Below are 22,874 nucleotides of genomic sequence, written 5' to 3'. Positions count from 1 at the left end.
TCTCAATCCCCTTTCCTTTCGTTACAATGATCATAGCTAATAAATGGCATTTGCCAAATAGCCAATATCAGAAAAAATGACCATGCCAGCTACAAAGGAGACATGAGATGGATATTACGCCGTTTCTTGATAAAAAGAGCAAAACACCGCTGTATGAACAGCTTTATACCTTTTTTAAACAAGAAATTTCACATGCGCGAATCACAAAGGGAACAAGACTTCCGTCAAAACGCAGGCTCTCCAGCTTGCTCGATGTCAGCACGGCAACTATAGAACGAGCTTATGAGCAATTAACTGCTGAGGGCTATGTCAAAAGCAAGCCGAAAATCGGCTGGTTCGCGGCGGAAGTAGAACCAGGATTCCCGACAGCTCCTGACCATTTTCAGCAGTCTGTACAGCCGGGATTACATCAAAAAAACGCACCTGCTATTGACTTCCATCAGGGCAGCGTTGATCCGACCCTCTTTCCCTTTAACGCATGGAGAAAAAGCATAGTAAAAAGTCTTGATCGCTATTCCGGATCGTTTCACACCTCTGGCGACCCTCAAGGAGAATACGAACTCAGGCACATGATTGCCCGATTCGTCAGGCTGTCTCGGGGAGTAAATTGTGAACCCGGCCAGATTATCATCGGCGCAGGAACCACCGTGCTTCTGCAAAATCTTTGCCTTTCGCTAAAGCCAGGTACAAAAATCGGCTTTGAAGAACCGGGCTTTCACCGTTCAAGAAGGATGTTTGAAGCAAATCACATGGATGTCACTCCGATTTGTTCTGATGCAGAAGGCGTCCTGCCGGATGAGCTCTACCGTCAGAATCCTTATCTCATGTATACGACTCCTTCGCATCAGTTTCCGATTGGGACCATTATGACGATTACCCGCAGACAGGAGCTGCTGGCATGGGCGGCAGAAACAAATTCATTCATTATAGAAGATGATTACGATGGAGAATTTCGCTACAGCGGCCATCCCATTCCGTCTTTACAGGGTCTTGATCCGAATGGCAGAGTCATATATCTGGGCACTTTTTCAAAGTCACTTCTGCCTTCCTTGCGGCTCAGCTTCATGATTGTGCCCCCTGAACTCATGGAACCGATCCAAAACAATGTTCAGTTAATGAAGCAGACCGTTTCTGCCCACTCGCAATTGGCACTGGCAGACTTCATCGAAACCGGAGAGTGGCAAAAACACATAAATAGAATGAGAAGCTTATACCGAAAAAAACACGCTGTCCTGTTAGAAGCCATTCGCTCTGAACTGGGAAACACCGTTGAGATTCTCGGTAAGAACTCGGGGCTTCACATTCTGCTGCGCCTTTTGTTTCCAGCAAGTGAGGAAGAAGCAATACAAGCAGCCGCTGACCACGGTGTAACCCTCTATCCCGTGTCTCCCTCATATATAGAACAGACGCCTTTTACTTCTGTCTTAATCGGTTATGGCGGTTTGTCAGAAGAGGACATCAGGCTCGGCATCCAAAAACTGAAAACGGCATGGGCACCGTTGATATCATCTTATTAAATAAAAAACAGGCCCCGGAAACGGAGCCTGTTTTTTAAAATGATAAAATTCCGATTAAATTTAAGAACACGATAATAATGGCAAGCGGCACGATAAAACGAAGCAAATAAAACCATGTGTAAAAGAATGCTTTACCTGCATTTGATCCATTTCGCATTTCAGCCAAGAGTTCGCTTTTCGAAATTTTCAGCGGGATAAATAGAGAAATTAACAGAGCGCCTGAAGGCATCAAAACATTGCTGACGGTAAAATCGGCAATATCAAAAAACGTTTTGCCAAATAGGTGCACATCACTCAAAACGCCATAAGACAAGCAGCATGGGATTCCGACCAAAAAGATCAAAAGCCCGCTCGTCCATGACAGTTTTTTTCTCTTCTTTTCGTCCCCTTTTCCGATTGTGGCAACGATAATTTCAACCATCGAAAATGCTGAGGTTAAGGCTGCAAATAAAAATGCAACGAGAAAGCCGATAAAAAACAATGTGCCGAACGGAAGCTGTTCAAAAACGGCCGGAAGCACTGTAAACAGCAATGTCGGTCCTTCATTTGGCTGAAAACCGAATGAGAAAACCGCCGGAAAAATAGCCAAACCTGCCAAGAGTGTCACAATGATATTCATCAAGACAATGGAGGCTGCCGAACGAGGGATATTTTGTGTTTTCGGCAAATAGGAGCTGTAGGTCACCATCACCGAAACCCCCAGTGTTAACGTAAAGAAGGCCTGTCCCAGCGCGAATAATATGGATTCCGGAGTCAGATCGCCGAAATGAGGCACAAGCAGAAACTTTACGCCTTCCATTGCACCATTAAGCGTAAGAGACCGAAGAACGAGCAGAATAAACAATAAAAACAAAATCGGCATCATCACCGCGCTTACCCGTTCAATCCCTTTTTGAACCCCTCTTGCGACAACGAGTACAGTCAGTGCCATAAAGACAAGCTGAGCCGCGAGCGTCTGCACCGGATTTTGGATAATAGAAGCAAAAAGAGCGCCATACTGTGCTTGAGAAAGCCCGGACAGTGATCCTGACGCTGTTTTCACGATATACAGCAAAATCCATCCCCCGATTACACTGTAAAACGACAGCACTAAGAAACACGCCGCTACGCCGATCCACCCCGTAAGAAACCAAGCTGATCGCGGCGCTTCTTTTTTATATGCATCAATGGCATTCGTCTGGTTCCGTCTTCCAAAAATAAATTCCCCCACCAAAAGCGGATAGCCTAAGAGGATGGTAAATAACACGAAGATAAGAAAAAAGGCTCCTCCCCCATTGGTCCCCGCTACGTAAGGGAACTTCCAAATCGCGCCCAAGCCGATAGCCGAGCCGGCCGCTGCCATGACGAAACCAATTTTCGAAGCCCATTGGACTGGTTTTTGCTCAGACAATAAACGTCACTTCCTTTCCAGCCTATATTATCTCTTATTTTTGTCTTCATTTCTATAGATTCATTTGCCAAGAACAGAAAAGAGGCGGCCTGTATGGCCGCTCTCTTTATCAAAAGGTTATTGATTTAATTTTGAATGCTTTCTTGAATACAGGAAATAGATTACCAAGCCGATTAACAGCCACACTAGGAAGCGGACAATCGTCACCCATCCCAGATTTAAAATCAAGAACAGGCAGAACAGAATCGCCAGGCCTGGGATCACGGGAACTCCCGGGCATTTAAAAGCTCTCGGAAGATCAGGCTGTTTCTTTCTCAAAACGATAACTGCCACAGAAATCAGGACAAATGCCGACAACGTCCCGATGTTCACCAGCTTTGCAAGTTCATCCAGCGGAACAAGTGAGCCGAGAAGCGCCGACATCGTTCCGAAAAACCAAGTGGCTACATAAGGTGTTTTGTGCTTTGGATGCACTTTAGAAAGTGAACCCGGCACAAGTCCGTCACGCGACATGGCAAACATGACGCGGGTCTGCCCGTAAAGCATCACGAGCATAACTGTTGTCATTCCCAACACGGCGCCAATATCAATGATGCCTGCCACCCAATTTTGCCCTGCGCTTTGAAGAACAAGAGAAACCGGATGATCCACACCCGCAAATTGAGCAAACGGGATAACCCCAGTCATGATGGCTGATACGGTGACATATAAAATCGTGCAGACCAGTAAAGAGAAAATAATGCCTTTAGGCAGATCCTTCGCGGGATTTTTCGTTTCTTCCGCAGCAGAGGATACAGCGTCAAATCCGATAAAAGCAAAGAATACGAGCGCCGCTGCACTGAACACGCCGCCAAAGCCCATTGGCATAAACGGCTGCCAGTTGTGCGGCTTCACGTAAACGGCTGCCACCGCGATAAACAGCAGAACAACCAGTATCTTCAAGATAACCATGATATTGTTGACTCTTTTTGATTCTTTGATGCCTAAATAAAGCAAATATGTGATCGCCATTACAATGACGAATGCAGGAAGATTAAACAGGGTAAAGGTGCCTTTCACTGCGCCCGGTGCCGCTGTTAAAGCAACCGGAAGATGAATGCCAAGCCCTGATAAAAACGATTGGAAATAACCAGACCAGCCGACCGACACTGCACTTACCGCCAGCATGTATTCTAAAATTAAATCCCACCCGATAATAAAGGCCATAAGCTCTCCCAATGTCGCATAAGTGAATGTATACACCGAACCTGAAACAGGCACACTTGACGCAAATTCCGCGTAAGACAGGGCGGCGAATAAACAAGCCAACGCCGCCACAACAAATGAAATCGTCAGCCCGGGACCGGCCGTGACTGCGCCTGTTCCCGTCAGAACAAAAATCCCTGTGCCAATAATGGCGCCGATTCCAAGCAACGTTAAATCAAATGCCCCTAATTCTCTTTTTAAAGACTTTTCCCCGCTCGTCGCAGCGATTAAATCCTGAATGCTTTTCTTCCTAAAAACGCTCCCTTTCATTCCCCTTCAACTCCCGATCATCTATTTTTATATATTTTATTTGAATTTTCTGAATTCATGAGTAACAATGGTCATTATTCTTTTTTTTCTACTATATTTGTACTGGTCGCGAATCATTCCTTTCTCCTACTCAATATTATATATAAAATTGCAAAAATGAAAACAAAATTGTTAGAAAAATCGACAAATTTTTTATTTTGAAATTTTTCACCACACAAAAAACCAGCTCTTGAGCTGGTTTTTCGTTGATTACGTTGAAATAAAACGGCCGCCATTCACATGAATGGTCTGCCCTGTCATATAGGAAGATTCGTCAGACGCCAGCAGAACATAGGCGCCTGCATGCTCAACCGGCTGTCCCGGTCTTCCCATTGGGGTATCCAAGCCGTGCTGTTTCACTTTTTCCTCAGGGAATGTCGCCGGAATAAGCGGTGTCCAAATCGGACCGGGCGCCACCGCATTCACTCTGATGCCTTTATCTGCAAGCGACTTCGCCATGGAACGCGTAAAGGAAACAATCGCACCCTTTGTGCTGGAATAATCAATTAACGCCGTATCCCCTTCATAAGCGGTAATCGATGTCGTATTAATAATGGCACACCCCTCTTGCAGGTGAGGCAAAGCTTTCTTCGTCATATGAAACATGGAAAAAATATTTGTGCGAAAGGTTTTTTCCAGCTGTTCTGTTGAAATATTGAGAATGCTGTCCTGGGGATGCTGTTCAGCGGCGTTGTTCACTAAGATATCGAGTTTACCAAAATGGTCCACTGTTTGCTGCACAGCTTGTTCACAATGGTTCTCGTCCCCAACATCTCCCGGGATAAGCAGGCAGCGGACATTCTCCTTTTCGATCCGTTTGCGTGTTTCCTCTGCGTCCGAATGCTCGTCTAAGTATAGAATGGAGATATCAGCCCCCTCTTTAGCAAAGGCAATAGCTGCTGCTCTCCCTATTCCGCTGTCGCCTCCAGTAATGATCGCAACTTTTCCTTTCAGTTTTCCGCTTCCTCGATAATCCTCGTCCTCTGACAGCGGCAGCGGATTCATTTTTGACTCAATGCCCGGCTGTCTGTCCTGATGCTGCGGTTCTTGTCCTTCTGTTTGTCTGTCCATTGGGTTCACATTCATCACTCCTAGACATGTGGTTGATACTGAACGTTACCACACGACAGAAATGAATAAACGCCAAAATATGTTATGAAAGAACTTCCTCGGGAATGGCACCGGTATATTGCGCTGACGGGCGGAAAATCATGTTGTTTTCTGCCTGTTCCAGTACATGGGCGCACCACCCTACCATTCGGCTTGCTGAAAAGGTCGGAGTAAACAATTCATCGTCAAAATCGATGGCCCTCATCACTGCAGCTGCGTAAAATTCAACATTTGTGTACAGCTTTCGTCCCGGTTTGTAGATTTCTAGCAAACGAATCGCTTCTGCTTCTACATGCAGCGCAAGATCAAGATCACGGTCATTGCCGGCCACCTCTTCTGCTTTCTGTCTCAAAGCTTCTGCCCGCGGGTCTTTTGTTTTGTACACCCTGTGGCCGAATCCCATCAAGCGCTCTCCTTTTTCGAGTTTTTCTTTCAGATATGCTTCAGCATGTTCCTTTTCTCCAATGTCTTCAAGCATTTTTGTCACCGCAGAAGGAGCACCTCCGTGCAGCGGACCTTTCATCGTACCGAGAGCAGCCGTGACGGCTGACACTAAATCACTCTCTGTAGATAACGTGACTCGTGCCGAAAAAGTCGATGCGTTCATGCCGTGCTCCGTGGCCAGAATCATATAGGTTTCAAGCGCTTTCTTTTTTGCCTCTGAAGGCTGTTCACCTGTGAGCATATAATAGTAGTTTTCGACATGTCCGTACTGGGAAGAAGGTGCAATTGCTTGTTCACCGCGCGTCCATCTTTTTCTGTATGCAATGATAGAAGGCGTGATTGCAATCAGCCGGATTGCTTCCTCTGTTTTCGGATGGAATGTGTACGTATTTTCCCCCAATGCTGAAACAACCGTTCTCAGCACCGACATATCGTCCATGTTGTTTGGCAGTGATTGAATCAAGCGCTCAATATGTTCCGGAAGATTCCGTTCCGCAGCCAGCTTATCTTTAAATACCTGCAATTCTTCAGTTGAAGGCAGTTTTCCAAATAAAATCAAATAAGCCGCTTCTTCAAAGCTGTGATTCAGTGCGATGTCTTTTGCATGATGTCCTCTGTAAATCAGACGCCCTTTTTCACCATCAATATGGCTGATGGATGTTTCTACACATGTAATTCCCTTTAATCCGTAATGTACCATTTGTATTCCCCCTATCCTTTTCTGTTATTATAGTAAATATAATATTTAAAAAATAATCAATATTTTAAAGGGAATTAATTAAAAATATTAATCAGAGGGAGAATAGAAATGGATTTCAAATGGCTTCACACCTTTGTGACCGCTGCAAAATATGAGAACTTCCGAAAAACGGCGGAAACGCTTTTCTTATCTCAGCCTACTGTGACCGTACATATCAAGCAATTAGAAAAAGAAATCAGCTGCAAGCTGTTCGAGCGTAAAGGCAGGCAAATCCAGCTGACTGATGAAGGCAGGGCGTATTTGCCGTATGCGCTCAGGCTTCTTGATGATTATGAAAACAGCATGGCAGAGCTTCACAGAGTGAGACAAGGCTACTCTCAAACCTTACAGCTCGCGGTTTCTCCGCTTATTGCAGATACAGTGCTTCCTTCTGTCATGAAGCGGTACACAGCAATGAATACGGAAACAGAAATGGCGGTTACGATTTTCGAATCAGCGGAAATCGCGTCACTGATTAAAGCCGGGGAAGCAGATATCGGACTAAGCTGTTTAAAGGTACAGTCTTCTTCTTTAAGCTGCCACTGCTTATACAAAGACCCTGTCGTCCTTGTTGCCCCGCCCGATAAGCGTTTCATAGAAGACAACGAAATTGATGCCAAAGAGGTGCTCGAACAATACCTGCTTTTGACCCACAATCATCCTGATTACTGGGACGACTTGCTCCGTCAAGTCAGAATGACATTTCCATTTGTGAGAACAATGAAGGTCACTCAAACACATATAACGAAACGGTTTATCAAGGAAGGACTCGGAGTTTCATTTCTGCCTTTATCTACAGTAAAGCGTGAGTTAGCAGAGAAACAGATGATCAGAATTCCTTATCAGTCTGTACAGCTGCCCTATGCCGGCGCTTACGCGATTGCCCTTTATGAAAATAAGAAAGAAAAAAAGTTCTTGGATTTTTTATCACATTTTCATTTTTAGGAGCAACCAAAACGCCTGTGCTCCGTCTAATGAAAAAAACCCGTTCCAATGAACGGGTTTTCTCTAAAAATTAGAATCTTTTCGCACCGAGGTAACGAGGCTTCCAGTAGCTGTTGTTCAGGCTGCTGATTTGTACGCCGTCAGATCCTGCATGAATGAAACTGTTGTTTCCAATGTAAATCCCCATGTGAGAAGGGCCGGATTTATATGTTGTGAAGAAGACGAAATCACCAACAGACGGGCTGGCAATGCTCTTCATAGAACTCCAGTATCCTGCAGTGCTTGTTCTGCCCACACTTGTTTGTTTATTCAGTACGTACCAAATGAATCCGCTGCAGTCAAAGCCTGAAGTTGTCGTTCCGCCCCATTTATATGGCGTTCCGACTAACGCTTTTGCATCAGAAACCAGCTTGCTCACATTAAGTGATGTAGATGACGTTTTGCTGCTTGAAGACGATGAAGATGAAGCAGGTTTTGAGCTGCTTGTGCTTGTTCCTTTCACCTTCAATACTTGGTTGACATAGATTACATCTGATTTTAAGCCGTTTAAGCTTTTTAATTTGCTAACCGTAGTGCCGTATTTGCTCGCAATTTTAGAAAGGCTGTCTCCGCTCTTCACTTTATAAGTAGAAGTTGAAGACGATGACACTTTTGATGAGCTGGAGCTGCTTGAACTAGTTGAACCTTTCAGTTTCAGGACTTGTCCAACACGAAGCAAATCTGATTTTAAGCCATTCAGCTTCTTCAGTTCATTGATTGTCATGCCGTATTTTTTTGAAATTTTCCAAAGGCTGTCCCCGCTCTTTACTTTGTATGTAGAAGAAGAGGAAGAAGAACTGCTGCTTTTTGAACTTGTAGATTTGCCGTTAATCGATAAAGTTTGTCCCACATAAATAATGTCTGAACGAAGGTGGTTCTCTGATTTAATTTTACTGATCGTTGTGTCGTATTTTCTTGAAAGATCCCATAACGTGTCGCCTTTTTTCACCTTAATGCTTTGTGCAGATGCCGCTCCTGCAAATAACGTCGATCCTAAAACAACTGCTGTCGTAGCTGTAATGATTTGCTTTTTCATATTTTCCTCCCCAAATGTTAACTCTATATATATGTATCTCTTTTTTTAAATTAATCTTATTGATTTCTATTATAAGGATAGATTCCCATCAGAAATAGTCTTGACTTCATGTGACAAATTTCTTAATTATTCGTTCTAAAAAAAAGTTTTTAAGGGTATTAAATATTTCATTTTCATTGCAAAGGTGACAAAAAACGAGTGCTTTTGTCATGTTTTATGGGATGTTTTTCAACATAAAGGAAATAAATGAAAAACTTTCGGGGTCGGCTCATATATCGGAAAAATGAGTGATAAAGTATATTCGAGGAGAGCTGTGGTTATCCGCAGTTTTTTTATTTAAACAAACATATCATGCAAAGACAGAGAGGTAAAGATTTTTCTGAAAAATGAATGCTTTACATCAAATAAGGCAAGATAACGAAAAGCGTTTTTTCATTTCCTTACAAGGCTTTACTTATTGTTTACATGATCAACAGCCGCATTTAACAAAGTTTCCCTAACATGATAAACGGAATACATTAAAGGAGGCATGAAAAAAATGAGTTTGTTTCAAAATATGAAATCAAAACTTCTGCCAATCGCCGCTGTTTCTGTCCTTACAGCTGGAATCTTTGCCGGAGCTGAGCTTCAGCAAACAGAAAAGGCCAGCGCCAAAAAACAAGACAAAGCTGAGATCAGAAATGTCATTGTGATGATAGGCGACGGCATGGGGACGCCTTACATAAGAGCCTACCGTTCCATGAAAAATAACGGTGACACACCGAATAACCCGAAGTTAACAGAATTTGACCGGAACCTGACAGGCATGATGATGACGCATCCGGATGACCCTGACTATAATATTACAGATTCAGCAGCAGCCGGAACAGCATTAGCGACAGGCGTTAAGACATATAACAATGCAATTGGCGTCGATAAAAACGGAAAAAAAGTGAAATCTGTACTTGAAGAGGCCAAACAGCAAGGCAAGTCAACAGGGCTTGTCGCCACGTCTGAAATTAACCACGCCACTCCAGCCGCATATGGCGCCCACAATGAATCACGGAAAAACATGGACCAAATCGCCAACAGCTATATGGATGACAAGATAAAAGGCAAACATAAAATAGACGTGCTGCTCGGCGGCGGAAAATCTTATTTTAACCGCAAGGACAGAAACTTGACAAAGGAATTCAAACAAGCCGGCTACAGCTATGTGACAACTAAACAAGCATTGAAAAAAAATAAAGATCAGCAGGTGCTCGGGCTTTTCGCAGATGGAGGGCTTGCTAAAGCGCTCGACCGTGACAGTAAAACACCGTCTCTCAAAGACATGACGGTTTCAGCAATTGATCGCCTGAACCAAAATAAAAAAGGATTTTTCTTGATGGTCGAAGGGAGCCAGATTGACTGGGCGGCCCATGACAATGATACAGTAGGAGCCATGAGCGAGGTTAAAGATTTTGAACAGGCCTATAAAGCCGCGATTGAATTTGCGAAAAAAGACAAACATACACTTGTGATTGCAACTGCTGACCATACAACCGGCGGCTTTACCATTGGCGCAAACGGGGAAAAGAATTGGCACGCAGAACCGATTCTCTCCGCTAAGAAAACACCTGAATTCATGGCCAAAAAAATCAGTGAAGGCAAGCCGGTTAAAGATGTGCTCGCCCGCTATGCCAATCTGAAAGTCACATCTGAAGAAATCAAAAGCGTTGAAGCAGCTGCACAGGCTGACAAAAGCAAAGGGGCCTCCAAAGCCATCATCAAGATTTTTAATACCCGCTCCAACAGCGGATGGACGAGTACCGATCATACCGGCGAAGAAGTACCGGTATACGCGTACGGCCCCGGAAAAGAAAAATTCCGCGGATTGATTAACAATACGGACCAGGCAAACATCATATTTAAGATTTTAAAAACTGGAAAATAAAAAGGATGCAGAACGCTGCATCCTCTTTTTTATAAATATCTGCGGTGAACACCTTTTCCGTCGTACGAAAACATGACTTCCTTATCCTCAAGCACAGACTCAATGTGCACGCTTCTTCCCCAAAGCTGGAATAAATAAGGAAGCACTTTCTCCAAATATTTCAAATCCAACTCTATGCCCTCATACCAATGCTTAATATAGAGTTCGTTATTTTTCATATAATCGCCGTCGTTTACTGTCAAATATGGAAAACCGCCATTTACCCGCATGCTTACGAGCTGGTCGCGCACCGACTTCCACTGTTTATCGATGATTTTATAATCTCGGCCCTGTTTTTGAAACAAATAAAGATCCTCGCGCATGACTAATTCTTTGGTTAAATAATTGCGGATGAAAGAGATATCGGATTCAATCTCCCTGACCTCAAACATTTTCTCCCGGCCGGAGTCAGGCTGCACGCCCATTTTCTTCATTTCCTCCGTCGGGTTGTTGTACCTCTTTTCAATGTCTTCAAATATTTTCAGCCCTAAATAATAAGGATTAATGCCTGTTTTGGACGGCTGAACGACACCTGCATTCAGCTTGGCGAACTCGATCGCTTCATCAGAGGTTAAATCAAGCTCACGTATAATTCTCTGGTGCCAATAGGAAGCCCAGCCCTCATTCATAATCTTGGTTTCCAGCTGAGGCCAGAAATAAAGCATTTCCTCTCTCATCATCGTTAATATATCACGCTGCCATGGCTCCAGCTCCCGGGAATGCTCCTCGATAAAAAGCAGGATATCTTTTTCAGGCCGCGGCGGGAACGGTTTTTTCGATTTTTTCACTTGTTTTTTCGGTTTCTTTTCATCTAAAGACCATAGATCATCGTAAGGCGTGGCTGCCTCTTCAATCTCCTCTTCCTCATCATCCACACTCCATTGGAGCTTTGGTCGGACCAACGACGGATCGATATGCTCCTGAATCGAAAGGATTGCATCTAAAAAAGATTCGACTTCTTTTATCCCGTGAACCTGTTCATAGTGTTTTATCCGTTCAGCTGTTGCCGCCATGCTTTCCACCATATCGCGCTTCGTGTTTTGGAAACGGCAGTTGTTTTTGAAGAAATCGCAATGAGCAAGAACGTGTGCGACAATCAATTTATTTTGGATCAGTGAGTTGCTGTCCAGCAAAAAAGCGTAGCATGGATCTGAGTTAATGACCAGCTCATAGATCTTACTTAACCCTAGATCATAGTGCAGCTTCATCTTGTGAAACTGCTTGCCGAAGCTCCAGTGGCTGAATCTTGTCGGCATCCCGTACGCGCCAAATGTATAAATAATTTCAGCCGGGCAGATTTCATATCTCATCGGGTAGAAATCAAGGCCGAATCCTTTTGCAATTTCGGTAATTTCCTCAATTGCCCGCTGTAATCCCTTCTTCTCCTCCGCGTTCAACCGAATCCCCCCTACTTGGACTTATCTATAATGTATGAGCCCGCCAGACAAAAGATGATAGTCTCACTCGGGCAAGAAAAAATTCCCCCGGCACATTCATCTGTTTGCTTATTGGATAAGTGGGTAAACACACACCATACTACGAAAAAGGAGCGATACCAATTGAATGTAGCAGACGTGTTTTCTTCTTATCTCAGTAAGCTGCCAAACGTAATCATTGCTTTACTCGTCTTATTAATCGGCTGGGCTATTGCTAAAATCATTGAAAAAGCGGTATACAAAGGACTCAGCAAAACAAAAATCGACGACAAGCTCTTTGCTGGGAAAAAGCCTTCACGCTATTCCTCGGAAAAAGTCATAAGCAAGGTCGTTTATTTTATCGCACTGATCATCGTCTTTATTTTATTCTTTAACATTTTGCACCTGACAACAGTGGCATCGCCGTTTGTCAGTATGCTTTCGGCGATTGCAGCTGCGATCCCAAGCGTGCTGAAAGCCGGACTCATTCTGCTGTTAGGATGGGCTGCAGCTTCTGTTTTGAGCTTCCTTGTCAAAAAAATCGGGATGAAGCTGAACACGAGTGACAAACTGCGCAAGTGGAATTTGGTGTCTGAAGGAAAAGATATTCACCAGGCTGTCAATACCGCTTCACAAATTGTCTTTTATCTCGTGCTGCTTGTTTTTCTGCCAGGGGTCTTATCTTCTTTGAAAATCAGCGGCATTTCAGGTCCTTTTACAAATATGATGGAAAGCGTGCTCGCTTTTCTGCCGAAATTATTTGCAGCGGCGCTTATCGTATTAATCGGATGGCTTGTTGCCCGCCTTGTCCGTGATATCATTACGAATTTCCTTGCAAGCATCGGCACCGAAAGATTCGCGGCACGTATGGGTTTATCAATTTACTTAAAAGACACAAGCCTTTCAGCAGTCATCGGAACAATCGCTTATGTGCTCATTATGATTCCGGTGGTCATTTCAGCGCTTGATCAGCTGGATGTCGCCGGCATTTCAAAACCAGCTGTCTCTATGCTGAATACGATTTTAAACATGCTTCCGAACATCATGATTGCCATCGTGCTTGTATTAGCGGGTATCTGGGCAGGAAAATGGGTGAAATCCATGGTGTCCGGACTGCTCCATCGCGCAGGCTTTGATTCTGTCTTAGGGAAAATGGGCATGGAAGCCGGAACGCCTGCAAAGCTGTCCTTGTCTCAAGTTGTCGGTATGATTGCGCAAATCATTGTCATTCTGCTCTTTACAGCTGAGGCGCTTCAAATTGTTCGGCTGCACTTCCTCGTAGAAATTGCCACCGGCATCATCGCGTATCTGCCGAATGTCCTTGTCGCAGTATTCATTCTCGGACTCGGCCTTTACGCAGGAGAATTGGTGAGAAAAGTGCTCGCAAGCATGATAAAAGGTCAGGAATTCAAGTCTTTAGCGCCTATTGCTAAATATACGATTATCGCACTTGCTTTCTTTATGGCCCTGGATCAGCTGGGTGTCGCTGCGACAATCGTCAATTCCGCGTTCATCATCGTTCTTAGCGGCTTCGCACTTGCTTTTGGTTTATCCTTCGGCCTTGGCGGTAAGGATTTTGCATCACGTTATCTGTCTACATTTGAACGCAAAATGCAAAACACAGAAATCGAAAAAAACCGTAAAAACCAAAATCCGCCGAATGACATGTAAGCAAAAAACATGCACCCAGCTGGGTGCATGTTTTTTAATTCCTTTTTTTTCATTTTTCAATCGATTATGATAAGATATAGAAAATGTCTTATTCTGAGGTCTTATTATGAAGTTAACCAATTATACAGATTATTCATTAAGAGTGTTGATTTTTCTGGCTGCAGAGCGTCCCGGAGAACTTTCAAATATAAAACAGATTGCCGAAACGTATTCTATTTCAAAAAATCATCTCATGAAAGTCATATACAGGCTCGGCCAGCTCGGCTACGTAGAAACGATACGCGGACGGGGCGGCGGCATACGATTAGGCATGGACCCTGAAGACATCAACATCGGTGAGGTTGTCAGAAAAACGGAGGACGATTTTAATATTGTTGAATGTTTTGATGCGAACAAGAATCTCTGTGTTATTTCCCCGGTTTGCGGCTTAAAACATGTGCTGAATGAAGCGCTTTTAGCCTACCTCGCAGTTTTAGACAAATACACACTGCGCGACCTCGTCAAAAACAAAGAAGATATCATGAAGCTTTTAAAAATGAAGGAATAGATTAAGATTCCTTCTTTTTTTATGCCCTTTTTCCCCCTTATTGTTAAGATAATTTGGCTATTTTTATAAAAAGGCAAAACGATGAGACAAATGTGCCGATATAAAAAAGAAACAGCAAATGCAAAATCATTGGGGGAAAAAGGAGAGCTAAGATGAAAAAGAAATTAGCAGCAGGGCTGACAGCATCTGCGATTGTCGGCACAACTTTAGTAGTGACACCAGCTGAAGCAGCAACGATTAAGGTCAAAAGCGGAGATTCTTTATGGAAACTGGCCCAAACCTATAACACAAGTGTGGCGGCCCTCACATCCGCCAATCATCTTTCGACTACTGTTCTGTCGATCGGCCAGACGCTTACTATTCCAGGCAGCAAATCCAGCACTTCTTCATCTACTTCAAGCTCAACAACCAAGAAGAGCGGAAGTTCTGTTTACACAGTGAAAAGCGGAGATTCACTTTGGCTGATCGCAAATGAGTTTAAAATGACGGTGCAGGAACTGAAAAAATTAAACGGACTAAGCAGCGATTTAATTCGTGCTGGGCAGAAATTAAAGGTGTCCGGTACTGTTTCTTCAAGCTCTAGTTCCAGTAAAAAAAGCAACTCTAATAAGAGTTCAAGCTCCAGTTCAAAAAGCAGTTCTAATAAGAGTTCAAGTTCTTCATCTTCTACGGGAACATATAAGGTGCAGCTTGGAGATTCACTTTGGAAAATTGCAAACAAAGTCAATATGTCCATCGCTGAATTGAAGGTCTTGAACAACTTAAAATCAGACACCATTTACGTGAATCAGGTGTTGAAAACAAAATCAAGCGGCTCTGATACGTCTTCTAAAGACAATTCATCCAAATCGAACCAAACTTCAGCAACAACTAAATATACCGTTAAAAGCGGTGATTCACTTTGGAAAATCGCAAACAACTATAACCTGACTGTACAGCAAATCCGAAATATCAACAATCTGAAATCAGATGTGCTTTACGTTGGACAAGTATTGAAGCTGACAGGTAAAGCATCTTCAGGCTCTTCATCATCGTCGTCTTCTTCGTCAAATGCAAGCTCCGGCACGACGACTACATACACGGTGAAAAGCGGTGATTCCTTATGGGTGATTGCTCAAAAATTTAATGTAACAGCTCAGCAGATTCGTGAGAAAAACAATTTAAAAACGGATGTCTTGCAGGTTGGCCAAAAGCTGGTCATTTCCGGAAAAGCTTCATCATCGTCTTCATCCGGTTCTTCAAACACCACCAGCTCAACGAGTGCGAAGATTAACACAATGATTTCGGCCGCTAAAGCGCAGCTTGGGGTTCCGTATCGCTGGGGAGGCACGACACCGTCCGGGTTTGACTGCAGCGGATTCATTTACTATGTACTGAACAAAGTCACATCCGTATCTAGATTAACGGCAGCGGGATATTGGAACACAATGAAATCAGTTAGCCAGCCTGCTGTCGGAGATTTCGTTTTCTTTTCAACATATAAAGCCGGCCCTTCCCACGTCGGAATTTACCTAGGCAACGGGGAATTCATAAATGCCAACGATTCCGGAGTTGTCATTTCCAATATGAACAACTCTTACTGGAAACAGCGCTATCTCGGTGCAAAACGATATTTCTAAAAACAGAAACTGTGCGGCCTTAACGGCTGTACAGTTTTTTATTAGAGCCTAAAGACGTTGATGCTGATCATATGATTTGTCACCGGATGAAAATAGACTTCGGCCCGAACAGAAAAAGTGTCATCTTTCTGTCTGACTGTCACCCGAAAGACATCTTTAGTCTGCTGATCATTCACCTCTGTACGCCCCATATAAGCATAATCAGAAAATGAAGCGCCCTTATATTCATCCTGAATTTTGCTCCAGGCAAGCTGTTCCCACTTTTGAACGGACTCGTCTGTGTCCGTTGAATGACCTTTTGCAGCCATTGACACGATAATCAATCCGCAAAAAAGAAGTGCGATGGTATACGGCAGGGATTTCATTTTTTCAGTCTCCTGTACCCAGAATATATTCCCTCATAGGTTTACCAAAAGCGATATCTTCATTCAGGCATTTTGATTTTATGTCTCCCTCATATTGCTACCCCTTTACTGACGCAGACGGCAAGTTTTGCCCCGTCAATAACAGAGGATGCGGCATAAACTAATCATGAACTTCTCACCCAAGAAAGGAGAAGCGATTCATGGATTATGCCGATTACGATAAAGCGCTTTATTACACCCATCGTTCTCAATGGGATAATTTATTAATTTTAATGGTGCGTACAGAGGACGATTTGTTATCAAAACGAATTGAGCATTTTCTGCATGCGTATCATTTTGAACAGGATTACGCCGTTTTAGAAAAGATGCTGTATTCCCTTCTCCGATATATTGATCATGCCACAGAGCTGACTTATGAAGATCAAATAGCCCTTCTCACATAAACAAATCCCGGCGTTTAGACGCCGGGATTTCCTGCTTTTGCGAACATGCTGAGTTCTTCGACAAGCTCTTTTATGCTTTCCTTAATGTTTTCAGCCACTGTAGCATTTTCAACATCAATATGCACCGGATCAAGCACCAGCTGCTTCGGAATGACATTGGCGTAGACACCCCGCATCACAGTTCTCATATTGTTCAGCGCATTGATGCCGCCTTTTCCGCCTCCCGCTACTGCCAATAATGCAACGGGCTTATATTTGAATTGTTCGCTGCTTAGAAAATCCAAGGCATTTTTTAAAGCGCCGCTCATGCCGCTGTGATATTCAGGCGATAATAATACAATCGCATCCGCTTTCGTAACGCGTTGCTTAAGCTCCTGTACTTTCAACAGTTCAGATTGTTCCGCTTCACCGTTAAAAACGGGCAATACAAACTCGCTTAGATCAATCAAATCCGTGTGATACAGAGCTGCAATATAGGATGCTGCAATTCTTGTTCTGCCATGTTTTCTTGGCGTGCCATTTATGACTAACATGTTCATTTTGAGATCTCTCCATTCAGGTTATATTTCACTGCGAAAAGCGCTGCTTGCGTGCGATCGGCCACTTCAAGTTTTGCTAAAAGATTCGATACATGGGTTTTTACTGTTTTTTCTGAAATAAACAAGGCTGCTGCGATTTCTTTATTGCTTTTCCCGTTCGCTATTTCAGTCAGAACGTCTTTTTCCCTTCTAGTTAATTGATAGTATTTTTCTTTTTCCGGGTCGTGCTGATTTTTCATATGTGTCAGCACATGGGGCATAATAGCTGTAGAAAGCTTGTATTCGCCACCATGCACTTGTCGTGTTTTCACCAATTCCTCGGGCTCCGTATCCTTTAATTGATACGCCTTCGCGCCTGCCTGAAGCGCGGGGATGACGTGCTCCTGATCAGAGTAGCTCGTCAGCACAATGATATTCGTATCCGGAAATTGCTGTATTGCTTTTTTAATGGCTTGAATGCCGTCCATCTCGGGCATAGACAAATCCATTAGCACAAGATCCGGCTTTGTCTCTTCGATGACACGGAGGGCTTCTAATCCAGTTGCAGCTTCTCCGACGACTTCAATATCATCCTGGGTGGCAAAGAAAAAACGCAGACCCTTTCTGACAACATGATGATCATCAGCAATGACAATTTTCATACCGCCCCTCCTTTTCGGCTTTTTAGCGGAAGCCTGATGGACAGCTTTGTTCCAGTTCCAAGCGCTGACTCAATCCAAAACTTAGCTCCGGCTTTTTCCGCTCGCTCTTTCATACCTTTTATGCCAAGTGAAGGCAGACCGGCATGCGCTTCATAGCGAAATCCTGCCCCATGATCGATGATATCCAGCTCCGCATGGCACAAAGAAGCAGTCAGACTAACATACGCCGTATCCGTTCCGGCATGCTTTTTGCAGTTATTTAAAGCTTCCTGTACGACACGCCATAGCATATGCTCCTGCTCATCAGTCAGAACAGGACAGCCTTTTTGTGTAAAAATGATCTTCAATCCAATGAGCGCACCATAGCTTTTAATGGCTTCAGCCAGCCCTTTTTCCAATCCTCCGGGGCGAAGCTGCCAAATTAACGCTTTCATTTCTGCGAGCGCGTCCTGTGATAGGTTTTGGATGAAATCAATCATCTGCTGTAAATTTTCATCTTTTGTTAGTGTCTTCGCAGCTTTGGCAGTTAAACTGACGGAAAACAGCATTTGATTGACTGAATCGTGAAGCTCCTGAGCGAGGCGGTTACGCTCCATTAAAAGAGCATTTTTTTGTTGATATTCAGAAAGCCTCATACGCTGGATTGCCGTTCCGATCTGAAAGGCGACAGACTCGAGTAAATGCAGCTCTTCCTCATCAAACATGGTTTTTCCGGCCGCCGCTACATTTAACAATCCGAATCTTCTGTCCCCGTCTTCTAAAGGCACAGTTGCATGATGCGTAATCCCTTCTGTGTCAAAACAATGCAGGTTTTCTGCTGATTCGATGCGTTTGCAGTTCATGATATTTGCAGCTTTTCTAAGCCCTCCGTTATTGAATTTCGTCAGGCAGTAACACTCCCCTTCGCACATCAGCACTTTTTCCTTGCGGCTTAAAGCCGGGGGCAGATAAGCGTCGGCCGCTAACGTATAAGACCCATCTTCTTCGATCAGAAAAATCCATCCGGATTGAAGGTTTGTCAGACTCAGCAACTCTTTTAAAACCTCATCCAGTGTTGCTTTGATATCGTGCCCTTGATTTAAGGTTTCCGCAATCGTTTTCAGCGTTTTTAATTTTTCCATCCTCGTTTTGCTCACGTTTCTCACTCCGGCATTGATCTTGTATTTAAGATTATACCAGTTTTTTGTATTTCATTGCTTCACTTGTAGGATGATTTTCTTTCAGACTTTTGGATGAGAAAAAGAAAAAGCCGGATCATTTACAATGACCCAGCTCATACTTGAATTATTTTGCTGTTGACTCAACAATTTCATCCACCGTCTTCATTACATCTTCAGAAAGGACGGCAAGTCGCTTTTCACTGTCTTCCAAAGATGACCCTTTTACGGCGAAATAAAATTTAACCTTCGGCTCAGTTCCAGAAGGACGGAGACAGAACCAAGACCCGTCTTCCAGGAAGTATTTCAATACATTTGATTTTGGCAAGTCGATGGCTTCTTCTTTGCTTTCAGTCAGAAGCGTCCGTTTGCTTACAGCGTAATCTTCTGCTGTGACAACCTGTTTGCCCGCCATTTTCTGCGGCGGATTTTGTCTGAAGGAAGCAAGAATCGCTTCAATTTGCTCTGCTCCTTGTTTGCCTTTCAGCGTCAGGGATTTCAGCCCTTCACGATAAAAACCATATTCGTTAAAGAGATTGATGAGCGCCTCATACAATGACATTCCCTGTTTTTTATAGAACGCGCAAACTTCAACTGCCAAAAGCGCAGCCTGAATGGCGTCCTTATCGCGGGCAAAATCCCCGATTAAATAACCGTAGCTCTCTTCATAACCGAATTGGAAGGTATACTGGCCTGATGCTTCGTATTCCTTAATCTTTTCACCGATAAACTTAAAGCCTGTCAGCGTATCAATCGTATCAAGGCCGAATGAAGAAGCTACAGCACGGCCGATTTCGCTTGTGACGATCGTTTTGAGAACAACACCGTTATCAGGCAGGATGCCTTGTTTTTTCTTTTCAGAAAGCAGGTAATGAAGCAGCAACGCTCCGGTTTGGTTTCCTGTCAGCACTGTATATTTGCCTTGATCGTTTTTCACCGCGATGCCGAGGCGGTCAGCATCAGGATCTGTCGCGATGAGAATATCTGCATTCTGCTCCTCCCCAAGCTTAATGGCATATTCGAATGCCGCATGCTCTTCCGGGTTCGGCGATGTAACAGTGGAGAAGTTTGAATCCGGCAGTTCCTGTTCTTTGACAACCGTTACATTTTTGTAGCCGAGTGCTTCAAGACCGCGTCTGACCGGTTTATTTGCAGTTCCATGCAGCGGTGTGAAAACAACCTTTACATCTACTTCTTCCGATAATTCAGGATGTACAGAAATGGACGTCAGTTTTTCTGTATAAACTTTATCAATATCTTCACCGATGATTTTGATTAAGCCTTTTTCTTTTAACTTATTTTCTTCGTCCACTGTGATCGTCAGCTCATTTTCAATCGCGTTTACCTGCTCAATGACGATGTCCGCTTCCTTTGGAGGCAGCTGGCCGCCATCATCCCCGTATACTTTGTAGCCGTTATATTCAGGCGGGTTATGGCTTGCCGTTACCACAATTCCACCATAAGCGTTCAGCTGTCTAACAGCGAATGACAGCTCTGGCGTCGGGCGAAGCTCATCAAACACGTATGTTTGGATGCCTTGTGTCGCAAGTGTTTTTGCCGCTTCCATCGCGAACTCCGGAGACTTATGGCGGGAATCATAAGCAATGACAACGCCCCGTTTTTTCGCTTCCTCACCTTGCTTCGAGATGTATGCCGCAAACCCGGCCGATGCTTTGCGCACAGTGTAAATATTCATCCGATTTGTCCCGGCGCCGATTTCCCCGCGCATTCCGCCGGTACCGAATTCAAGGTCTTTATAGAAACAGTCCTCAAGGGCCTGTTCATCTCCCTCTAATTCAATAAGGCGCTCTTTTAATTCCAGATCTAAATGTTCTGTCTGTTTCCAGCGTTCATAGCTCTTTCTCCAAGTCATATTCGTCCTCCTATGTATCAGCTTATGCCATTATTTTATATGAAGCGGGTGCCTCTGTCACTTGATAACCTGAGATCTCCCCCTTTCGGCACGTAAAAAGAAATAACGGGCTGCAGACAGCCCGTTATGATTTATTGCTCAAGCGGTACGACCGCATCGTGTAAAAGCTTGTTGAGGTTTTCTGTATGTTTGTTTTTCGCCTGCTCATCCCATTGGAATCGCTCGCTCATAAAATCAATAACGGCATCTTTATATGTTCTTACCCAATTGATATCAAAAAATAAACGTCCCGTTCTGCGGACAAAGAAGTCAGCAGGGGTTGCAGTCATCTCTTCTTCTATACTGTATTCTGCCTCAGCAAGAATATGAACCGGAATGTTGCGTTTCGCGGCCTCATCTTTCAGCGCTTCTACCCGGTCAAAGACGCGATCTACGTTAGAGCCGTATCTGATCGCAAGCTGTTTTGCGTCTTTTTCTGATAAACCGGCTGCAATTCCTTCTTTTGTTTTCGCGGTAACGAAGGACATAAGATTTTTCGAACCGCCGACGTGCCCGCCAGAGATTGGCATGTTTTTCGTTTTACATGGTCCAAAATCCTTTTCGCCCTCTTCTTTTAAGCGATCACGGACAAGATCAACGATGTGCTCCGCCATTTTTCTGTATCCAGTCAGTTTTCCGCCGGCAATGGTGATCAGGCCTGAGTCAGATGTCCAAATCTCGTCTTTCCGTGAAATTTCAGAAGGATCTTTGCCTTCTTCATGAATCAGCGGACGCAGCCCCGCCCAGCTGGATTCGATGTCATTCGCAGTGATATTCAGTTCCGGGAACATGTAATTGATTGATTTGATGACATAATCACGATCCTCCGTTGTCATCCGCGGATGCTCCAGCGCCTCTTTGTAAACAGTGTCTGTTGTTCCCACGTATGTTTTGCCTTCACGAGGAATCGCAAATACCATCCGGCCATCAGGTGTATCGAAATATACAGCCTGTTTCAGCGGAAAGACAGACTGGTCAAATACAAGGTGAATGCCTTTTGTATGCTGCAAATGCTTTCCGTTTTTCGAATGGTCTTTTTCTCTGAGCTGATCGACCCAAGGGCCTGTAGCATTGACAATTTTTTTCGCATACACTTTATATTCTTTCTTTGTCAGCACATCTTCAATTAATACGCCGACGGCTTTGCCTTTTTCGTAAAGAAGCTCCTTCACTTTGGAGTAATTCACAGGCTCTGCCCCGAATTTAACCGCTTCCTTCATGACTTCGATGGTCAGTCTCGCATCGTCAGTGCGGTATTCCACATAGTACCCGCCGCCTTTTAAGCCGTCTTTTTTCACCAAAGGCTCTTTTTGCAGCGTTTCTTTTGCTGAAAGCATGCTTCTTCGTTCTGACTTTTTCACACCTGCAAGGAAGTCATAAACCCTTAACCCAATAGATGTTGTAAATGAACCGAATGTGCCGCCTTTATGAAACGGAAGCAGCATCCATTCCGGTGTAGTGACATGCGGGCCGTTTTCATACACAATCGCCCGCTCTTTTCCTACCTCAGCGACCATTTTCACTTCAAATTGTTTTAAATAGCGCAAGCCGCCATGTACCAGCTTCGTTGATCGGCTTGATGTTCCCGCCGCAAAGTCCTGCATTTCGCTTAGTGCGACCTTCATTCCCCTTGATGCCGCGTCAAGAGCTGTTCCGGCTCCTGTAATTCCTCCTCCGATAATAAATAGGTCATATGTTTTTTTCGTCATGTCTGTCAGCATGCGATCTCTTTCAAGACTTGAAAATTGATGATTCATCATTACGTTTCCTCCTTGTTGTCACGGTAAATAGAAAAAGAGACCACAACAGCCAAAGTGCATGCTTACACTTTGGTGCT

Annotated in this window: 19 protein-coding genes; 7 read left to right on the top strand and 12 right to left on the bottom strand. The window is 44.0% G+C overall.

Annotation, left to right across the window (positions count from 1 at the left end):
• The first annotated feature begins 107 nt into the window (after window positions 1–107).
• Window positions 108–1,517, top strand: coding sequence for a PLP-dependent aminotransferase family protein (locus tag NST22_RS05185; protein ID WP_003245209.1), 1,410 nt, complete (start codon window positions 108–110; stop codon window positions 1,515–1,517).
• 34 nt (window positions 1,518–1,551) lie between these two features.
• Here NST22_RS05185 and NST22_RS05180 read toward each other — a convergent pair whose 3' ends face one another.
• From NST22_RS05180 to citA, 4 genes are all read right to left on the bottom strand, one after another.
• A complete protein-coding gene (locus NST22_RS05180; RefSeq protein ID WP_003245615.1) occupies window positions 1,552–2,907 on the bottom strand; it encodes a sodium-dependent transporter in 1,356 nt (451 codons plus the stop codon).
• Between the two features lie 117 nt (window positions 2,908–3,024).
• Window positions 3,025–4,422, bottom strand: coding sequence for a branched-chain amino acid transporter BcaP (bcaP, locus tag NST22_RS05175; RefSeq protein WP_003245791.1), 1,398 nt, complete (start codon window positions 4,420–4,422; stop codon window positions 3,025–3,027).
• 249 nt (window positions 4,423–4,671) lie between these two features.
• A complete protein-coding gene (locus NST22_RS05170; protein WP_003244867.1) occupies window positions 4,672–5,541 on the bottom strand; it encodes an SDR family oxidoreductase in 870 nt (289 codons plus the stop codon).
• A 73-nt stretch (window positions 5,542–5,614) separates the two neighbouring features.
• Window positions 5,615–6,715: a citrate synthase CitA gene (gene citA, locus NST22_RS05165; RefSeq protein ID WP_003244745.1), complete on the bottom strand. Its 1,101-nt coding sequence runs from the start codon at window positions 6,713–6,715 to the stop codon at window positions 5,615–5,617.
• A gap of 108 nt (window positions 6,716–6,823) precedes the next feature.
• Here citA and citR point away from each other — a divergent pair, with 108 nt between their 5' ends.
• The gene (gene citR, locus NST22_RS05160; protein WP_003233357.1) at window positions 6,824–7,699 is read left to right on the top strand and encodes a transcriptional regulator CitR; all 876 of its coding nucleotides are present in this window, start codon (window positions 6,824–6,826) and stop codon (window positions 7,697–7,699) included.
• A 70-nt stretch (window positions 7,700–7,769) separates the two neighbouring features.
• On the opposite strand, the gene lytE is transcribed toward citR, so the two are convergent.
• Window positions 7,770–8,774, bottom strand: coding sequence for a peptidoglycan endopeptidase LytE (gene lytE / locus NST22_RS05155; protein ID WP_003244816.1), 1,005 nt, complete (start codon window positions 8,772–8,774; stop codon window positions 7,770–7,772).
• Between the two features lie 529 nt (window positions 8,775–9,303).
• Here lytE and phoA point away from each other — a divergent pair.
• Complete coding sequence (gene phoA / locus NST22_RS05150; RefSeq protein ID WP_010886458.1) at window positions 9,304–10,689, top strand: alkaline phosphatase PhoA; 1,386 nt, start codon at window positions 9,304–9,306, stop codon at window positions 10,687–10,689.
• 29 nt (window positions 10,690–10,718) lie between these two features.
• Here the strand turns inward: phoA and spoVR are convergent, their stop codons facing one another.
• Complete coding sequence (gene spoVR / locus NST22_RS05145) at window positions 10,719–12,125, bottom strand: stage V sporulation protein SpoVR (protein ID WP_003233364.1); 1,407 nt, start codon at window positions 12,123–12,125, stop codon at window positions 10,719–10,721.
• Window positions 12,126–12,155: 30 nt separating this feature from the next.
• Between spoVR and NST22_RS05140 the strand changes: the two genes are divergently transcribed.
• The 3 genes from NST22_RS05140 (at window position 12,156) to lytF (ending at window position 15,980) form a co-directional block, all read left to right on the top strand.
• Entirely contained in the window at window positions 12,156–13,814 is a 1,659-nt protein-coding gene (locus NST22_RS05140; RefSeq protein WP_010886457.1) for a mechanosensitive ion channel, read from the top strand.
• Between the two features lie 106 nt (window positions 13,815–13,920).
• Entirely contained in the window at window positions 13,921–14,361 is a 441-nt protein-coding gene (gene nsrR / locus NST22_RS05135) for a nitric oxide-sensing transcriptional repressor NsrR (protein ID WP_003245378.1), read from the top strand.
• Window positions 14,362–14,513: 152 nt separating this feature from the next.
• The gene (gene lytF / locus NST22_RS05130; protein WP_003244874.1) at window positions 14,514–15,980 is read left to right on the top strand and encodes a peptidoglycan endopeptidase LytF; all 1,467 of its coding nucleotides are present in this window, start codon (window positions 14,514–14,516) and stop codon (window positions 15,978–15,980) included.
• Window positions 15,981–16,021: 41 nt separating this feature from the next.
• Here lytF and NST22_RS05125 read toward each other — a convergent pair whose 3' ends face one another.
• Window positions 16,022–16,345 carry a YqzG/YhdC family protein gene (locus NST22_RS05125; protein WP_003233371.1) on the bottom strand — a complete coding sequence of 108 codons (324 nt, stop codon included), beginning with the start codon at window positions 16,343–16,345 and terminating at the stop codon, window positions 16,022–16,024.
• 200 nt (window positions 16,346–16,545) lie between these two features.
• Between NST22_RS05125 and NST22_RS05120 the strand changes: the two genes are divergently transcribed.
• Window positions 16,546–16,788 (top strand): YhdB family protein, encoded by a 243-nt coding sequence (locus NST22_RS05120; RefSeq protein ID WP_003233373.1) that lies wholly within the window; start codon window positions 16,546–16,548, stop codon window positions 16,786–16,788.
• A gap of 14 nt (window positions 16,789–16,802) precedes the next feature.
• Here NST22_RS05120 and yhdA read toward each other — a convergent pair whose 3' ends face one another.
• The 5 genes from yhdA to glpD form a co-directional block, all read right to left on the bottom strand.
• A complete protein-coding gene (yhdA, locus tag NST22_RS05115; RefSeq protein ID WP_003244703.1) occupies window positions 16,803–17,327 on the bottom strand; it encodes an FMN-dependent NADPH-azoreductase in 525 nt (174 codons plus the stop codon).
• The gene (gene yhcZ / locus NST22_RS05110) at window positions 17,324–17,968 is read right to left on the bottom strand and encodes a two-component system response regulator YhcZ (protein ID WP_003245647.1); all 645 of its coding nucleotides are present in this window, start codon (window positions 17,966–17,968) and stop codon (window positions 17,324–17,326) included. The genes yhdA and yhcZ overlap by 4 nt, the downstream gene beginning before the upstream one ends.
• Window positions 17,965–19,104, bottom strand: coding sequence for a two-component system sensor histidine kinase YhcY (yhcY, locus tag NST22_RS05105; protein WP_003245750.1), 1,140 nt, complete (start codon window positions 19,102–19,104; stop codon window positions 17,965–17,967). The genes yhcZ and yhcY overlap by 4 nt, the downstream gene beginning before the upstream one ends.
• 148 nt (window positions 19,105–19,252) lie before the next feature.
• Window positions 19,253–20,998, bottom strand: coding sequence for a phosphoglucomutase (gene pgcA, locus NST22_RS05100; protein ID WP_003244986.1), 1,746 nt, complete (start codon window positions 20,996–20,998; stop codon window positions 19,253–19,255).
• A 131-nt stretch (window positions 20,999–21,129) separates the two neighbouring features.
• A complete protein-coding gene (glpD, locus tag NST22_RS05095; RefSeq protein WP_003233382.1) occupies window positions 21,130–22,797 on the bottom strand; it encodes a glycerol-3-phosphate dehydrogenase in 1,668 nt (555 codons plus the stop codon).
• Window positions 22,798–22,874: the final 77 nt, after the last annotated feature.

The sequence above is a fragment of the Bacillus sp. PS237 genome, from assembly GCF_037963345.1.
GTDB lineage: Bacteria > Bacillota > Bacilli > Bacillales > Bacillaceae > Bacillus > Bacillus subtilis.
The sequence above is the reverse complement of the archived record's forward strand: the minus strand, read 5'-3'. Positions and strand labels throughout refer to the sequence as shown.

Coding starts and splice junctions, on each gene's coding strand:
- NST22_RS05185 (WP_003245209.1), top strand. CDS start 108: ATGGATATTACGCCGTTTCTTGATAAAAAGAGCAAAACACCGCTGTAT.
- bcaP (WP_003245791.1), bottom strand. CDS start 4,422: ATGAAAGGGAGCGTTTTTAGGAAGAAAAGCATTCAGGATTTAATCGCT.
- citA (WP_003244745.1), bottom strand. CDS start 6,715: ATGGTACATTACGGATTAAAGGGAATTACATGTGTAGAAACATCCATC.
- citR (WP_003233357.1), top strand. CDS start 6,824: ATGGATTTCAAATGGCTTCACACCTTTGTGACCGCTGCAAAATATGAG.
- lytE (WP_003244816.1), bottom strand. CDS start 8,774: ATGAAAAAGCAAATCATTACAGCTACGACAGCAGTTGTTTTAGGATCG.
- phoA (WP_010886458.1), top strand. CDS start 9,304: ATGAAAAAAATGAGTTTGTTTCAAAATATGAAATCAAAACTTCTGCCA.
- NST22_RS05140 (WP_010886457.1), top strand. CDS start 12,156: ATGTATGAGCCCGCCAGACAAAAGATGATAGTCTCACTCGGGCAAGAA.
- nsrR (WP_003245378.1), top strand. CDS start 13,921: ATGAAGTTAACCAATTATACAGATTATTCATTAAGAGTGTTGATTTTT.
- lytF (WP_003244874.1), top strand. CDS start 14,514: ATGAAAAAGAAATTAGCAGCAGGGCTGACAGCATCTGCGATTGTCGGC.
- NST22_RS05125 (WP_003233371.1), bottom strand. CDS start 16,345: ATGAAATCCCTGCCGTATACCATCGCACTTCTTTTTTGCGGATTGATT.
- NST22_RS05120 (WP_003233373.1), top strand. CDS start 16,546: ATGGATTATGCCGATTACGATAAAGCGCTTTATTACACCCATCGTTCT.
- yhdA (WP_003244703.1), bottom strand. CDS start 17,327: ATGAACATGTTAGTCATAAATGGCACGCCAAGAAAACATGGCAGAACA.
- yhcZ (WP_003245647.1), bottom strand. CDS start 17,968: ATGAAAATTGTCATTGCTGATGATCATCATGTTGTCAGAAAGGGTCTG.
- pgcA (WP_003244986.1), bottom strand. CDS start 20,998: ATGACTTGGAGAAAGAGCTATGAACGCTGGAAACAGACAGAACATTTA.
- glpD (WP_003233382.1), bottom strand. CDS start 22,797: ATGATGAATCATCAATTTTCAAGTCTTGAAAGAGATCGCATGCTGACA.